Here is a 16474-nt window from a genome sequence, read left to right on the forward strand (position 1 = left end):
TGGTTATTGCGTGGCTTTTTCCTCGGGAAAAGACTGCCGTGATTGCTGACATTCAGCAATTAATCTGGCAAATTCGCTGGCGTCCCTATCTAACTCAGAACTTGCAATAAAAATATCGAAACCGAGTCGTTTTCGAAGCTCTACCATACGGTGAGCTAACATAGCTTTTATCCCTTTGATAATAGTACCGTCTTCCATAACGTATTGCTTATCGTCAAACATCGATTGTTCGTAACAGCTTCCCGACGCGCAGTTTTCGCCAATATTTTGCATAAGCAAAGGTCGTTGTTCCATCAGTAGATGTGTCGCAAGCCTAGGCGATATTGTGTTTAGAAAATCAGTATAACTTTTTATTTTGAAGCCGATTGTTTCTAAGGGAACGTGATCCAACCCATGGCGTACACGCGGGCAATCTGCGCGCTGTAGGTTATCCCAGTGAATTCGCCAACTGCCAAGGCGATGGCGGTAGGTGATGTAATCTTTGGCGATTTCCAAGCTGTAGTCTGGCTCGCGCACCTTAAAATAACCAACTAGCAAACACACCAGCGCCGCACTTGTCAGAAAGATACCGGCTAAAAACAACCAATCTGGCAAAAAGGCCAGCCACAAGGCTGCGACAAACAGTCCTACGCAGCCCAATACCAGGCTAGTAATGCCGTTACTTTTTGACGCGGCTCGGATATAGATAGGTTCAACACTAGTGCCAGACATACAAGTACACCACCAACATAATTATGGCCCAAACGATATAGAGTCTGACGCGTTTACACTTCACGCAGTCAGTCTGCCACCAGCGTAATATTGGATGTGATTTTCGCATACGCTGATAACCCCTTCTCAATACGCTTATTAGAAAGGGATAGTTTAACCGCAAAATTAAGCTAATGTATGGTTTCTATAACGATATCGTTGAAATGCTGCCACTATGGTTGGGGTGAATACTAACGACAAAATAACCGAGAAACCGACTCCACCTGCGAGCACGACGGCCAGTGGTGGCCAGAAGCTTCCTTCACTAAATAGTAGCAGTGGAATCAAACCGCCCACCGTTGTAAAGGTTGTCGAAAGTATGTGACGGCTACAGCTCATAGTTTCTTCAACAATGGCCTTGGTATCGCCTTGCTTTGCTTTGGGGTTGGCATTGATTGCAGCAATGACCACTATCGAACCGTTAATTGCAACACCAATAAGCCCTGCACAGCCAAGTAAAGGGTTAAACCCTATTGGCAAGCCTGAGATCCATAAGCTAAACATTCCCAGTCCCACTGAAAGTATCGCGACTAAGGCGATAACACCTGCCATACGCAGGCTTGTGAATGTCAATATGAGCGTGGTTATCATAAGAACCAATAAAACAGGCGCATAAGTGGCAAGCTTACCTAGTGCTTGCTGCTGTTCATCGGCATCGCCTGCCAGATGGATCCTGTAGCCTTCGGGCAATACAAGCTGACTTTCAAGCAGATCTCTTAACTGGTTACTGGCATCAATTGCCGGGACACCTGGAAGTAGAAAAGCTTGAATACGGTTAAGCCTCTCTCCATCGACACGGGTAATACTGCTGGTTGCAGGCTGTAGCGTTAAATTAGTAACCGCGGCAAGTGGCGACCATGAGATAGCGTTGTCACCGGCTACAGGTATGGGCATTGCATCCACGCCGGTGACGTTTCGTCTGTAAGCCTCATCCAGCCTTACTCTAACAGGAATTTCTTCTGTGCTCTCCAGTACCGAGCCACCTGTGATCCCCGAGAAGTTAATCTGCATTTGGTTAGCAAGTTCAGAAAGGGATAAGCCGAGATAGGACAAGTTATCGCTATCGGCATTGATTTTAAGCTCGGGCTCGCCCATTGAGATACTGGGGATCGACTGAGATATGCCGTCAACTTGTGACATCAACATACGTACTTTATCGCCAAGGTCATTCAGTATATTAAGATCTGGACCGAATATTTCGACTTCTACCGGCGCGGCAATTGGTGGACCTTGGCCAAACGCTCGCACTACAATTTGTACCTCAGGATATTCGCTATCAAGAGAATGTTGTAATTCGCCCACCAGCGCTACCGCCTCTTCTACCGTGTGAGTAGAAACCACGGCATTGGCAAAATAAGGCATGTTGTCACGGGTCATCATTTGATTGTAATACACCGAAGGGGCAGAGCCGCCCACCAACCAGCTAACCTGTTTCACACCTTGCTCTAAGCGAATAGCGGCATCAATTTCTTTAACGTAGTGGGTAGTGTTGTCAATGCTGCTTCCCTCTTTCGTCCACAGATAAACTTCAAACTGGTCTCTATCTGCGCTTGGGAAGAACACATTGGCCAGTGTCGAAGACAGCACAAAGCCAGATAGGCAAAGCATGGCAACAACCGGTAGCACGAGAATGGGCTGTTTTATCCAACGACCTAATTGCCTTTTAAAAGCTAGACTTAACTGCGGCGCTTGAAGACCAACTTTCCACCACGTATTGGATACGGCTTTACCTTGCGAAGCATTATCGTGCTTTGGTAAAAATCTTGCGGCTAGCGCGGCAATAATAGTCAGTGAAATAAACAAAGAGCCAATGAGTGCCATAACTACGCTTATCGCTATTGGCCCTACGAAATCACCTATATTTCCATCAAGAAGAAAGATAGGCATAAAGCCGAGAATAGTCGTAAGTGTCGAAGCTAAAAGTGGCGCAAATAAGTGAGAAACACTTTTTGCCATAGCCCCAACACGCGTTAGGTTAGGGTCTTGTAAGTTAATGCGTATTTCATCAGTAATTACGATAGCGTTATCAATAAGCAGGCCGATGGCGATGATCATGCCGAAGATTGACATTTGGTGTATTTGCTCGTTGTAAAAGCTCAATGAAAACAACGCAAAAGCCGCGCACAATGGTAGTGCTAACCCCACAATCCATGCTGCGCGAAACCCCATGAAAAGTAGAATAACCATCATAACAACCGCACATCCCATCAATAAGTTCATCGATAGATCGGCAAGTCGGGTGGCAGTATATTCATTTTGCTCAAATGCCACCGTAGCGGTTAATGTTCCGCTGAAATCTTTATTAAACTGCTCTACCACCGCTAATGCATTTTTCGTCCATACATCAGAACGCAATGACGGCTGCATGCGAGCTGCTACAAAGATGGACTCTTCACCATTTAAAAAAGCTATCTCTTCTCGCGGGGTGGAGTAACTGCGTTCTATCGACGCCACATCTTCTACTCTCAGGTAGCGCCCTTGTTCATTAACAAGGGGGATAGACGCTATCATATTTACACCATTTAAGCCCTCAGCCACCGTAAATCGAAGGTTATTTTGTTCGGTGTTCAGCATGCCTGCAGGCAATTTAGGGTCAGCGCGACTAATTGCACTGCTAACTTGCTGTAGTGTAAGGCCCGTAGCGGCAAGCTTAATAGGGTCTATGTTTACACTAATTTCTTCCTCCGGTGCGCCGTATACACGCACTAACTCAGTGCCGTTAACATTGCGGAGTCGGTCGGTAAGCTCTTGAGCTAAACGAGCGGTAAGCGTTATAGGGATATTTTCAACGTGTTCCGCCCGAACAGAAAGCAACAGGGTAAAGGCTGTCGCACCGCGCTTTTCATCAAAAACTGGCGCCATTGCGCCTTCTGGAAATGACTCAGCGGCAGCACCTATTGCATCGCGGATCTCACTAAATAATTGTTCGTTACTAGTGTTATCAATCCAGTCCTGTGTCTCAATTAATATGATGGAAATCCCCGCACGAGACGTGGATTTCACCTCTTTAATTTCAAATATTTCTCTTAATTTATCTTCAAGTACATCGCTGACTAGGGCTTCAACTCGCTCGGCTGAAGCGCCGGGATACGACGTTATAATCAGTGCGTTTCTTGTATCAATTCGCGGGTCTTCTATTCGCGGCAATGAACTTAAGGCTGATAACCCTGCGGTAATCAAAATCAATAAACTTAAAATCAGCAAGTGACCGCGTCGATAAAAGAGTGTGTACCAGGGGTAGGATTTATCGGTGTCGAAATTAAATGACTTCATTAACGGGCCCCAGCGTGTTGTTGACTGGGTATCGCTACCATTTGTCCAGGCGCTAATTTGTGGGTGCCGTCATTAACGTAAATATCACCATCTTCAAGCGCGCCGCGAACAAACGCTTTATTTCCATCTGTGTATACCACCTCTACAACACGTGCTTCTAAGGTTGCATTTGCCTCACTGGATAAGACAAAAACACGCCACAAACCTCTAAGACCGTTACTGAGCGCGTTTACCGGAAGCCAAGCGCCAGTTTCAGAATGGGAACGAAAGGCAGACAGGATCGCCATATCGCCAGGACGAACCTGTTCGTTACTATTAAGTGTGACCAGAATATCCACGGTTCTAGTTTGCACGTTACGCACGGGAAGGCGCTGAGATACCGTCCCCGCAACATCGATATTACCAACACGCACAAGTACGGGTTCATTTACATCAAACTGCTCTACGACGTCAGCAGGTACCGCAAAGCGCGCTTGATAGTTATCGATACTCGTAATGCCAAATACAGGGCTTCCTGCACTAACCACACTGCCTTCATCAAAAAACCGGCGATTTACCACACCATCAAAAGGTGAAACGAGGGTAGTTTTTTCTATCTCTACATTGAGAGATTCGAGCGCAGCCTGTATTTCGCTAACTTGCGCTTTCGCTACGTTCAAACTCGCTTTTGCTTCATCTAAACGTTGCGCTGACTCTAGCTTTTTTTCCACCAATGAGATGGTTCTATCACTGTTCACTTTAGCAAGAGCAAAGTCTGCATTTGCCCGCTCAAGTGCCGCTTGTAGCTCTCGCTTTCTTGCATTTAGGCGCTGTAGATCTTGATAGGCAAGAATGTCGCCTTTACTTACTACCTCTCCTTCTTCAACCAATAGCTGGGTAATCTGACCCGCAACATCAAATGACACCGATGTCGCCTTCGGCGATTCAACTAAACCGAACACATTAATAGGCGTTTCAAAGCCTGATTGAATGGTGATGGTACCCGTGGAAACCGCAACCGGTAGCCGGGCTTCTGGCGTTTGCGTGGCGTTACCCAAACCGGCAGTCATCAGTAATACCACCAGTGCTGCTGTAAAAACGGCAATCGAAATAAGTAACGTGAATTTGCCACTTTTAGATGGGGTATTTGCAGCAGTCATAACAGTTCCTTTAACCAATTCGGCGTGTGCTTTAGGCTATATTTGCATACTTATTGTGCTATGCTAGTATATAAATACTAGACCGTCCAGTTTGATATTTAAATACTCTGCAATAAAGTGAGAACGTACGTGGCTATCATCAAAAAGCAAGGCCGTCCCAAAAGTGAAGAGAAATATCACCTTATTTTACACGCAGCGTCGTGCCTGTTTTTAAAGGAAGGGTTTGCTAGTACATCAATGGACACCGTGGCTAAGGCTTCTGGGGTGTCAAAACAAACGGTCTACTCCCATTTCGATAGCAAAGATGCTCTGTTCAAAGCGGCTATCTCTTCTAAATGCGTGTCGTATCAACTCGACACTCAACAGCTTATCGAGGCTTCATTAGGCTCGCTTTCACTATTTGAATGCTTGCGAAAAGTAGGTTGTCAATTTGTACGCCTATTACAGGACCCTGAAGCTATCGCTATATTTCGCGTAATTATAGCCGAAGCAGTAAATAGCCCCCATGTGGCCACACTGTTTTATCAAGCAGGTCCTGAAGCGTCGCTCGCTACACTAAGCGATGTGATTGAAAAATTTGGGCAAGGCAGTTTAAGTGCTGATGTTGCTCAGCAGTTAGCCGTGGATTATTGCGCACTCCTTAAAGGTGAGTACCACACTATGATGCTATGCGGCATACAATCTCCGCTAAAAGACGACGAAATCACAGCTCACGTTGACAGCGCTGCTGAAAAGATTCTACTGCTTTTTACTCATTACACGCAGCAAAGTAGTTAACGCTGAAATTATTGAAGCCTTTTTAAACAGCACAAATACCATTTTACCAATGGCCCAAACCGGGAAAAACGTAAAGCAAGATTAACCTTACGCTAATGACTTAACATCAGCGGTATTATAAACTAGCGGCGTTTTCGTTGATGATTGAGAAGCGCATGTCTGACTTTACCGGTAACCACATTCTTTCGGTTAATCAATTCGATCGCGACGCCATTGAGAGAATATTCTCAGTCGCCAACTCCATGAAGCCTTATGCTAAGCGACAAAAACGCACGACCGTATTAGACGGCGCTATTTTAGGAAACCTTTTCTTTGAGCCAAGCACACGTACTCGCGTAAGCTTTGGTACCGCTTTTAATCTACTAGGTGGTGAAGTAAGAGAAACTACCGGCATGTCTAGCTCTGCACTCGCTAAAGGCGAATCGCTTTATGATACTGCCAGGGTGCTAAGCGGCTACTCTGATATTATCGCTATGCGACACCCTGCAGCCGGCTCCGTTGCCGAGTTTGCCGAAGGTAGCCGAGTACCTGTGATTAATGGCGGCGACGGCGCAAACGAACACCCCACGCAAGCACTGTTAGATTTATTCACAATCAAACGTGAGCTTGAATACAATGGTCACGGCATTGACGGTTTGCATATCGCGATGATTGGTGACTTGCGATACGGGCGAACGGTGCATTCATTATCGCGGCTATTATGCTTGTTTCAGAATATTCGCTTTACGCTGATATCACCAAAAGAGCTGGCCATGCCTCAGCCAGTTATTGATGCAATTGAGAATGCTGGACATCAGCTTACTATTACAGATACGCTCGAAGGAAATATGGATGCGGATATATGCTATCAGACTCGCATTCAAGAAGAGCGCTTCCCTTCTCAAGAAGAAGCGAACAAATACCGAGGTAAGTTCCGCTTAAATCAATCGATTTATACGAAACACTTTCAGTCGAAGACCGTTATTATGCATCCACTTCCTCGCGACTCACGTATGGAAGCCAACGAATTAGATAACGATCTAAACCTTAATCCAAACCTCGCTATCTTTAGGCAAACCGACAATGGTGTGCTTGTAAGAATGGCCCTGTTTGCGCTAACCCTTGGTGTAGAAAACCTTCTCACCAAATACGAGCGCGATGTCGTTTGGTACAGCAATAAGAGTAAGTAATTACATGCAAAAATCTGAAGCCCTATTTACCCGCGCCCAAAAAACCATTCCTGGTGGCGTAAACTCACCTGTTCGAGCATTTAAAGCGGTAGGCGGCACACCCCGCTTTATTACCAAAGCTGATGGTGCTTATATGTGGGACGCGGACGGTAAACAATACATTGACTATATCCAGTCTTGGGGGCCGATGGTACTAGGTCACAACAATGCAAAAATCCGCGAAGCAGTGATTGAAGCATCACACAGTGGCCTTTCATTCGGTGCACCTACCGAAGCCGAAGTGATCATGGCTGAACTTGTCAGCGAATTGGTACCATCTATGGAAATGGTACGCATGGTTAACTCTGGCACAGAAGCCACTATGTCAGCCATTCGACTAGCTCGCGGCTATACCAGCCGAAACAAAATTGTTAAGTTTGAAGGTTGCTATCACGGTCATGCCGATTCACTTTTAGTAAAAGCAGGCTCTGGTGCGTTAACCCTTGGTGTACCTAGCTCTCCGGGCGTACCTTCTAACGTAGCCGAGCACACGCTGACAGTTGAATACAATAACTTAGATAGCGTAAAAGAAATTTTTGAAGCCCACGGCGATGATATTGCGTGTATTATTGTTGAGCCAGTCGCGGGCAACATGAACTGCATCCCTCCAGTGGAAGGTTTCCTTGAAGGGCTTCGTGCTATCTGCGATGAGTACAGCAGCGTACTTATATTTGATGAAGTGATGACAGGTTTCCGCGTATCTCGTGGCGGCGCTCAGGAGCGCTACAAGGTTAAACCAGACCTAACTTGCTTGGGTAAAGTTATCGGTGGTGGTATGCCTGTAGGCTGTTTCGGTGGACGCCGCGACATCATTACTCATATCGCTCCAACTGGCCCTATCTACCAGGCAGGTACACTTTCGGGTAACCCTGTTGCTATGGCGGCAGGCCTTGCAGCATTAACCCAAATTAAACAGCCTGGTCTTTACGATTCCATCTTTGAGAATACTCAAAAGCTAGTTGATGGATTTCAGGCACTGGCTGACAAACACAATATTAGCCTAACTACTAATATAGCTGGCAGTATGTTTGGGATATTCTTTACGGACGTAGAGAAAGTCACTAACTACAAGCAGGCGATTAACTGTAATACCGAGCAATTCAATAAGTTTTATCACGGTATGTTAGAACAGGGTGTTTACTTAGCCCCCGCTTCCTACGAAGCAGGTTTTGTATCGAAAGCACATGATGCAGATGTCATTGAAAAAACTCTGGCTGCGGCAGATAAAGTGTTCTCAACCCTATAAATTAATTGCCCTTTACCGTTAATTAAAGCTCGGCGCTAACACTTTTTGTAAATGTAATTAAAAGTAATTTGTTAACGCCGAATTCTCCTTTATACTTTCTTGGCAGCATAATTTATGACCACATTTTTGCTGTTTTTCTGTAGGAAATTGAAAGGTGTGATTAACAATGGATTGGCAAATAAGCGCGCTTGTTGCACTTACTGCTTATAGTACTGTTATAAGTATTCTTTATGTCAGGCGAAGCAGGCGCTTTAAAATTCGACTCAGAAAAGCCCTATCCCGCAACTCAAGTAAGTATGAAGCCACACTGCAGGCTGCAGACGAAGCCCGATTTCAGGCAGCTGCTGATGAAGCCTTAAAACTTACCCAAACTTTTCAAAAATTTGTGCCCCGCCAGTTCGTTGAACATATGGCTACCACAGATGTAGATTCGTTAGAGCTTGGCTATGCGGCTGAAAACGATGTTGCTATCATGTTTTGTGATATTCGAGGCTTTGCAGGTTTTTCCGAGCGTATTACCCCGCAAGAACTGATGAATTTCCTCAATTCATATTTCACGCGTATGAATGACCCTATTCACCAAAACCGAGGCTTTATCGATAAGTTTATGGGTGACGGCATTATGGCGCTATTCGACCATCAAGGCGGCACCTCCAAGGAAAAAGCATTGGATGCGGTGCAAGCGGCATTGGATTTACGGAAAGCATTAACTATCTATAACGGGCACCGGAAAAACTGCGACTACGAAGCAATTAATATGGGTATAGGTATTCATTTCGGCCAAGTCATTATGGGGACCGTGGGCTCGGAAGATAGAATGGATACCACGGTTATAGGCGACAGTGTAAATATCGCTTCTCGACTAGAAGCCCTAACGCCCAAATACCAGGCCGACATTATTGTAAGTGCTCAGGTGCTACAAATTATAGGTCCTGGATATCCAATTAAAACGCGTCTTCTTGACTGGGTGAGAGTTAAAGGGCGAAAAGCGCCTATTGAGATATACGAAATACTTAGTCATCTTCCAGAACAAGAGCAAGAGAAGAAACTTGCGGTGCAAACGAAAATTGCAGCGGGTCTGGCGTGCAGAATTAATCAGCAGTGGGACGAATCGATTGCATACTTTGAAACGGCGCTTGCAATAAGCCCCAATGACTCACTTGTCCATCACCACCTTGACGTGTGCCGTATTTACAGAAGCCTAGATCTTGCCTCTGACTGGGACGGCGCTTTGATTCTCTAGCTTAATCCACCCGACATCTTGCGACTGTTAATTACTTGTTGGAGCATGCCCCTCTTCCAATGAAGAGGGGTATTGTTTCAATGTTCTCAGCTATCTGAAAGCTTCGCCTGCTGACGAATAAAGGTCACCGATGGCGCAAAAAACGCAGCGCCTGTTTCAGCGCTGGTGAAGTCTAGCCAGCGGTCGTAGTCACCCTCACCGTTGCCGTAGATCTGACTATGCAGCATTTGTTTAAAAGGGCGCGCACTCGCACTACAGCTTACAAAGAATAACCCTTGGGAAATCATATCGCCGTAAGGCATGCCTTGCTTTATTAGTCTTGGTTCATCGCCATCAGGGGCAACCGTACTTGCCCTTACACTATGTGACGACTCTGACTGCTCGCTACTGACTAAGTTATGCTCTTGAGTTGTGCCCATTACCTGTTCTTGTTGGCGGCTAGAAAGGCTGTTCCAGCGCCTTAAATCATGGCGGTAGCGCTGAATATGCACATAACTGCCACCGCTAAAATCGGGGTCACTCTCTCCAATAATACCCACTTTTCTGCGCTTCATTCCCCGAGGGTTATCCGTACCATAAAGATACCCGTTGAGATCACGGCCATCTAAATATCTAAACCCTCTTATCTGTTCAACAAGCTCAACGTGAATGCGCAACAGATCCATCACTTCAATGCCAACGGCATGACAGATATCTAGCCTATCAGCGCGAATTTGAATAAAGAGATCACAGGGCATGGTGGGCGCACTTCGGTCTTCGCACTGCATATCGGGAAAGGGGGCAAGTTCAACAGGTATCAAACCCGGGTAGACTTCTGCCCAATAACCAGTACCTATGGCTACTACTCCTGTAACCATAGCCTCATAATGCTCATTTTCGAAGTGCTCAAAAATATCCAGCACGCGAGACAATTTTGCTCGCACGGCTTGGCTATCATCGTCAATTACGTTCAGTAACAAATACTGTGCATGTAAGTTGGGCTCAGCGCAGAGGCCTTTTTGTGGTTGTGTCATTGCCGCTCTTTTTGTTATTAACGTCTCACTATGACGTTTCGCTGCTGACGAACATTCGCCACGCTTTGTATTGCGAACCTTTTTATTAATTGTAGCAACTACTTCAAACTTAAAAACCTTTTCAAGTGAAGCTAAGTTTTATTAAGCAGATAACCTATCGCTCAATATTTACACTAGTGTGCTTAATAGCCAGCGGCTTGTCCATCTTTTCGCGTTTCTGAGGCGCCGAAATAGACGCCTTTCTGCTCATCCCAAGCTATTGCTTGGTAGCCACCAAATGCCCCTACAACGCGCTGAAGCTTATGCCCCCGCTCCATGAGCTCTCGCTGAACGGTTTCACTAAAGCCAGACTCTAAGCTCACATAGCCGCCATCGGTCATAAGTGCCCCAGTGGGGCTACTTGAACCACTGTGTAGTATACGAGGAGCATCCCCCGCCTCTTGCAAGTTCATACCGAAGTCGAGAATGTTCACTATAATTTGCGCATGCATTTGAGGTTGTGTTCCTCCGCCCATTACACCAAAGCTCATCACGGGTTTACCGTTTCTTGTTACAAAAGCTGGAATAATCGTGTGGAACGGACGCTTACCCGGGCGGTACTCGTTAAAGTGCCCTTCTTCTAACGTAAACATCTCGCCTCTATTTTGAAGGATAAAACCAAGTCCAGGCGGTGTCATACCTGACCCCATACCGCGGTAGTTGCTTTGAATCAAAGACACCATGTTACCTTCTTTATCAGCAACGGTGAGGTAAATGGTATCTCCATCATAAATGCCCGCGTCAACACGCTCTGCAGCGCGTTCATTATCAATGAGCTTCTGACGCTTAGCGGCGTACTTTTTCGAAATTAGCCAGTCCACTGGAATCTGATTAAAATCTGGATCAGCATAGAATTTAGCACGGTCTTCAAAGGCAAGCTTTTTGGCTTCAACGAAGGTATGTATGTAGTTAGCTGAGTTAAACCCCATCCCTTCAATATCATAGTGTTCTAGCACGTTAAGAATCTGTAGTGCCGCTATACCTTGTCCGTTTGGCGGAAGCTCCCATATATCATAGCCGCGATAGTTAGCGGAAAGAGGCTCTACCCACTCAGAGGTATGCGAAGATAAATCCTGGTATGATAAAAAGCCCCCTTGGGACTTCATATAGGCATCGATAGTACGGGCGATATCCCCTTTATAAAAGGCATCACGCCCCCCAGTTGCTATCTTTTCATAGGTCACGGCTAACCCAGGGTTTTTAAAAATATCACCTTTCTGCGGTACTTTACCATTGATAAGGAAGGTCTCTGCAAAACCATCGTAATGACCAATCCGTTCTTGATTCATCTGCCAGTAGTAAGCAATGACCTCTGAAACCGGAAACCCTTCACGGGCATATTTGATAGATGGCGTGAGCAACGCTGACATGGGCAGCTTGCCAAATTTCTCGTGTAGCGCAAACCAACCATCCACAGCTCCAGGGACGGACACGGGCAGGGGCCCAAATTTGGGTATTTGATGATGACCGCGTTCGGCAAAGACCTTTTTGGTAAGTTGTCTGGGTGAACGGCCAGAAGCGTTTAAACCCACCAGCTTTTCTTCCTTTGCGTCCCACACAATAGCGAATAAGTCGCCGCCAATACCACTACCCGTAGGCTCAACCAACCCTAACATTGCGTTGGCCGCAATAGCCGCATCAACCGCGCTGCCACCTTGCTTTAAAATATCCAAAGCCACTTGCGTAGCTAATGGTTGGCTAGTGGCTGCCATGCCATTTTTTGCAATAACTTCTGAGCGACTTGCAAAGGGTTGCCCCGTTACTCTGTCATAGCCCAAACAATTGATACTGAAAAAAGCCAATATCAAAGGCAGTAGTCGCACACATGCAGTCATAACTATCCTTTTACTAAAACATTGCCGTTGATAAATCTAGCCTAAGCCCTTTAAAACCTAGGCATTTTAAAACCTAAGCATTTTAAAACCTAAGCATTTTTAAACATAGTGTAGCGTTATTGTCACTTTACGCCTAGGCCCTTTTCTTTAGTCTTATAGCAACTAAAAAGTACATGACTTCAAACGAAAAAAGCCCCGCAACTGCGGGGCTTAAACGAAGTAATAAGGCATTATTATTGTTATTTCATTTGCCTAATCGAGACTCTCTTACGAGCGGCCGCTTGTAAAGTCTGGGTATGCTTCCAGACCACACTCGCTCATGTCTACGCCGTCGAACTCTTCTTCTTCGCTCACACGTACACCCATTACCGCTTTAATCACTAGCCATACCACTAGGCTTACTACGAATACCCATACAAAGATAGTCGCGGCGCCAATTAGCTGACCAGAGATGCTTGAACCGTCATTTGTGAAAGGTACAAGGATTAGACCTAGTAGACCAACCACACCGTGAACTGAAATTGCGCCCACTGGATCATCAATCTTAAGTTTATCTAGTGCAACAATGCTAAGCACTACTAGGATACCGCCTAGGCCACCAAATAGAGTAGCTTGAAGAGGCGTTGGTGTAGATGGCTCCGCCGTGATAGCAACAAGACCAGCTAGCGCACCGTTAAGTACCATAGTTAAGTCAGCTTTACCGAATAGAATACGTGCTACGATAAGTGCAGCAATAGCACCACCTGCAGCTGCAGCATTCGTGTTCATAAATACAATTGCAACTGAGTTTGCACTTTCAACTGTTGCAGTAGCCAGTACTGAACCACCGTTAAAACCAAACCAACCCATCCAAAGGATGAATGTACCTAAAGTTGCAAGCGGCAGGTTAGCACCTGGAATCGCGTTTACTTTACCGTCTGCAGTGTATTTACCTTTACGGGCACCAAGTACAAGCACACCAGCAAGCGCCGCAGCCGCACCGGCCATATGAACAATACCAGAACCGGCAAAGTCAGAGAAACCTAGGTCGCCAAGGGTATACATACCGAATACCGCTTCGCCGCCCCACGTCCAAGCGCCTTCCATTGGATAGATGAAACCTGTCATAACAACTGCGAATGCTAGGAATGCCCAAAGCTTCATACGCTCAGCAACCGCACCAGATACGATAGACATTGCTGTAGCAACAAAAACTACTTGGAAGAAGAAGTCAGCAGAAGGTGCGTATGTTGCTGGATCTTCAGCTACACCTGTCGCGCCATCACCCATGATCCCGCTTAGGAATGGACCCCAGTCGCCACCACCATACATAATACCGTAGCCGCAGATCATGTACATGGTGCAAGCAATTGCAAATAGTGCCACGTTTTTAGTTAGAATTTCTGTGGTATTTTTTGCTCGAACAAGACCGGCTTCAAGCATCGCAAAACCTGCAGCCATCCACATAACCAGTGCACCGCAGATTAGAAAATAAAAGGTATCTAGCGCATACCCAAGTTCAAAAGTGATTTCCATTATGGTTTTCTCCGCAAATATATCGTTGTGGCTTACAGCGCGTCGCTATCCGACTCACCAGTTCGAATACGAACGGCGTGTTCAAGGTCATAAACAAACACCTTGCCGTCTCCAATTTTGCCTGTTTTGGCAGCGCCAACGATGGCTTCTACCAGGCGCTCTACTTGATCATCCTGAACAGCAATTTCCAGTTTGACTTTAGGTAGAAAATCGACCTGATATTCCGCTCCACGGTAAAGTTCAGTGTGTCCTTTTTGACGTCCAAAGCCCTTCACTTCGGTGACGGTCAGACCGTCGATACCGATTTCTGAAATGGCTTCACGAACATCATCTAGCTTGAACGGCTTGATGATCGCTGTGACTAGTTTCATGAGTTGCTCCCAGTTTGTTTTGGTTATTCTGTGATTTATGGTCGTGTTTCCAACTACGGGAAGATAAACCAAGAGCCATGCCATAAATGTTTCCCCATACAAATCATAGACATAATCACAAACAGCCAGGTCATGCACAAAAATAATGCACACTTATGGTGCACAAGGTAAAAAATGCCCAACAATGAAGCGGATAAAGGAATAACTGAGGTAAGGTGACTAAAAAGTGCGGTGAAATTAGGATGGAACTATTCGGTAGCGCGGATGGTCTGTTGTTTACTATGACGACTATCACCCCCTCTTTTATTGCGCCAGAACGCAGCTTTGAGTACCATTCCGTTGCAAAAAAAACGGCGTGGCGGCCGCTACTAATTTCGGGTAGTGCGCATGTTATTGGGGTCATTGTGGTAGTCATACTTTCTCAGTTGACAATCAACGATAAAAAAGTGCGAGTAAATGCTTTAGAGCGAACGCCCGAGATTAGTGCCAGACTTTATTACCCTCCAATTCCGCGCCCCTCGGTTCAAGCCGAAACAGAAGACACTCAAGCAGTCGATGTTTCCTCAGAAAGGCAAGAAATTAAGTTGAAGTCAGATGTCACTCAAACCACTGAAGCAACTGATAGTAAAGATAAATTTTCTGAAATTCCTGAAACAAAGCAGCAGAAAGTTACTGAGCCCGACATACAGCAAGTCCCCGTAGAAAGTAAACCGACCAATGTGCTACCAACGCCCACTACTTCAAAAGATGCCAATCGGCGCGCTGGCTCGTTGAATCTATCGGCAAAAGATGGTGCGGCCCATTACTTTGAAAAGTACCACAGTGACAAAGTCTCTGAAGAAGCTGAACAAGCAGCGAGAGCGTTTCAAGAGCATAAAAATAGCCCAGTACTCAGCGGGCCAAGCACACAGCAAATACAAGCTAATGAAAATCGACGTCCTTCAAAACGTGTAAACTGTAGCAGTACGACCAATAAAACCTTGGCGATATTGAGTGGGATTGCCGGTGGCACCTTAAAATGCACCAAAATGGACGATCACAAACGTTTTATAGACGCCAGAGTTAATAAATTACCCCTAGAGGAAAATCGAAACTAGGCCGTATTAATTATTTCTGTGCTTTTTTTAATTTGTCCATATCCGGCGAGGGCCCCCTTTAGCAAGGCGTATTACTTCCTCTTAAAAGACTTTGGTGGTTGCCCGAAATACGCTTTGAACCGACGACTGAATGCCGCAACATCTTCATACCCCGTGATTTGAGCTATGCTCGACATAGGCGTATCGGTATTTCTAAGAAGCGCTTTGGCTTTCTCCATCCTTATCTTCACTAGGTAATCACGTAAGCTAAGCCCAGTGGCTTGTTTAAACCGAGTTTTGAACTGTGTGGTTCCCATACAAGCCATCTCTGAAAGCAACTGCAACGTATGCGATGTCCCTAAGTCTCCATGTATATGACTTATTACTTGGGTGATTCGCTTGTCTGCTCCCGTGCCCACCTCGCTTTTTGCCAGCAATACCTGAAATAACGCGGTCATTTCATCGTGCCCGTAAAAAGCGTAATGCGTTAACTGCACTTCGACAAAACTTAAGAAAGCTTGAAGGGCGGTATTAACCTGAAAAATAGGATGGTGTTTGTCTTGCAACTGTACCGGTACTGAAAGTAAGTCGGCGACCACAAACTTTGCATTTTCGTTTGCACTAAAACTATGTACTTCGAGTGGCGCAATACACACTCCCTCCCCTACACCGACGCTGCCTGTAAAATAGTCTTGTACTATTTCTATATGCCCGTTTACGGGCAATACTAATTGATAAAAAGGGTGTGCGTGTCTACGGGCTTTTCTGGCATAAGAACGAACTGAAAGCGAGGGTAACTCTGTTGCTTCAACTATTTCTCTATCGTTACTCACACTGATTCCAGCCTTTTTCTCTGATGTCTCGTTATACATAAGTTGCCAAAGGTAATATGCTGCGCGTATTCTTTGTATGCCGCAACTACTTATCGCTTGCCGATTCGCTATGTTAGTGAAATATAAAAACAGCACACTTTATAACAACGAACACAA

At 45.7% G+C, this 16474-nt stretch carries 13 protein-coding genes; 5 read left to right on the forward strand and 8 right to left on the reverse strand.

Annotated elements, in window-relative coordinates; all coding sequences use genetic code 11:
• Positions 1-3 precede the first annotated feature (3 nt).
• The 3 genes from D1814_RS05695 to D1814_RS05705 form a co-directional block, all read right to left on the reverse strand.
• Complete coding sequence (locus tag D1814_RS05695) at positions 4-711, reverse strand: DUF2982 domain-containing protein (RefSeq protein WP_118490495.1); 708 nt, start codon at positions 709-711, stop codon at positions 4-6.
• 165 nt (positions 712-876) lie between these two features.
• Positions 877-4023, reverse strand: coding sequence for an efflux RND transporter permease subunit (locus D1814_RS05700; protein WP_118490496.1), 3147 nt, complete (start codon positions 4021-4023; stop codon positions 877-879).
• Positions 4023-5162 carry an efflux RND transporter periplasmic adaptor subunit gene (locus tag D1814_RS05705; protein WP_118490497.1) on the reverse strand — a complete coding sequence of 380 codons (1140 nt, stop codon included), beginning with the start codon at positions 5160-5162 and terminating at the stop codon, positions 4023-4025. The genes D1814_RS05700 and D1814_RS05705 overlap by 1 nt, the downstream gene beginning before the upstream one ends.
• 129 nt (positions 5163-5291) lie before the next feature.
• Between D1814_RS05705 and D1814_RS05710 the strand changes: the two genes are divergently transcribed.
• From D1814_RS05710 to D1814_RS05725, 4 genes are all read left to right on the forward strand, one after another.
• Positions 5292-5939, forward strand: coding sequence for a TetR/AcrR family transcriptional regulator (locus tag D1814_RS05710; RefSeq protein WP_118490498.1), 648 nt, complete (start codon positions 5292-5294; stop codon positions 5937-5939).
• A 155-nt stretch (positions 5940-6094) separates the two neighbouring features.
• Positions 6095-7108, forward strand: coding sequence for an aspartate carbamoyltransferase (locus D1814_RS05715; RefSeq protein WP_118495321.1), 1014 nt, complete (start codon positions 6095-6097; stop codon positions 7106-7108).
• A gap of 4 nt (positions 7109-7112) precedes the next feature.
• On the forward strand, positions 7113-8393 hold the full coding sequence (hemL, locus tag D1814_RS05720) for a glutamate-1-semialdehyde 2,1-aminomutase (RefSeq protein WP_118490499.1): 1281 nt from the start codon (positions 7113-7115) through the stop codon (positions 8391-8393).
• A 166-nt stretch (positions 8394-8559) separates the two neighbouring features.
• Positions 8560-9636, forward strand: a complete 1077-nt coding sequence (locus tag D1814_RS05725) for an adenylate/guanylate cyclase domain-containing protein (protein ID WP_118490500.1) — start codon at positions 8560-8562, stop codon at positions 9634-9636.
• 86 nt (positions 9637-9722) lie between these two features.
• Here the strand turns inward: D1814_RS05725 and D1814_RS05730 are convergent, their stop codons facing one another.
• From D1814_RS05730 to glnK, 4 genes are all read right to left on the reverse strand, one after another.
• On the reverse strand, positions 9723-10649 hold the full coding sequence (locus D1814_RS05730) for a Dyp-type peroxidase (protein WP_118490501.1): 927 nt from the start codon (positions 10647-10649) through the stop codon (positions 9723-9725).
• A 182-nt stretch (positions 10650-10831) separates the two neighbouring features.
• Entirely contained in the window at positions 10832-12523 is a 1692-nt protein-coding gene (gene ggt / locus D1814_RS05735) for a gamma-glutamyltransferase (protein ID WP_118490502.1), read from the reverse strand.
• 267 nt (positions 12524-12790) lie between these two features.
• Positions 12791-14038, reverse strand: a complete 1248-nt coding sequence (locus D1814_RS05740) for an ammonium transporter (RefSeq protein WP_118490503.1) — start codon at positions 14036-14038, stop codon at positions 12791-12793.
• Between the two features lie 32 nt (positions 14039-14070).
• Positions 14071-14409 (reverse strand): P-II family nitrogen regulator, encoded by a 339-nt coding sequence (gene glnK / locus D1814_RS05745; protein ID WP_012516988.1) that lies wholly within the window; start codon positions 14407-14409, stop codon positions 14071-14073.
• Between the two features lie 242 nt (positions 14410-14651).
• Here glnK and D1814_RS05750 point away from each other — a divergent pair, with 242 nt between their 5' ends.
• The gene (locus D1814_RS05750) at positions 14652-15506 is read left to right on the forward strand and encodes a hypothetical protein (protein WP_118490504.1); all 855 of its coding nucleotides are present in this window, start codon (positions 14652-14654) and stop codon (positions 15504-15506) included.
• A 71-nt stretch (positions 15507-15577) separates the two neighbouring features.
• On the opposite strand, the gene D1814_RS05755 is transcribed toward D1814_RS05750, so the two are convergent.
• Positions 15578-16318 (reverse strand): AraC family transcriptional regulator, encoded by a 741-nt coding sequence (locus tag D1814_RS05755; protein WP_232368985.1) that lies wholly within the window; start codon positions 16316-16318, stop codon positions 15578-15580.
• Positions 16319-16474 lie beyond the last annotated feature (156 nt).

Source organism: Alteromonas sp. BL110, assembly GCF_003443615.1.
Lineage (GTDB): Bacteria > Pseudomonadota > Gammaproteobacteria > Enterobacterales > Alteromonadaceae > Alteromonas.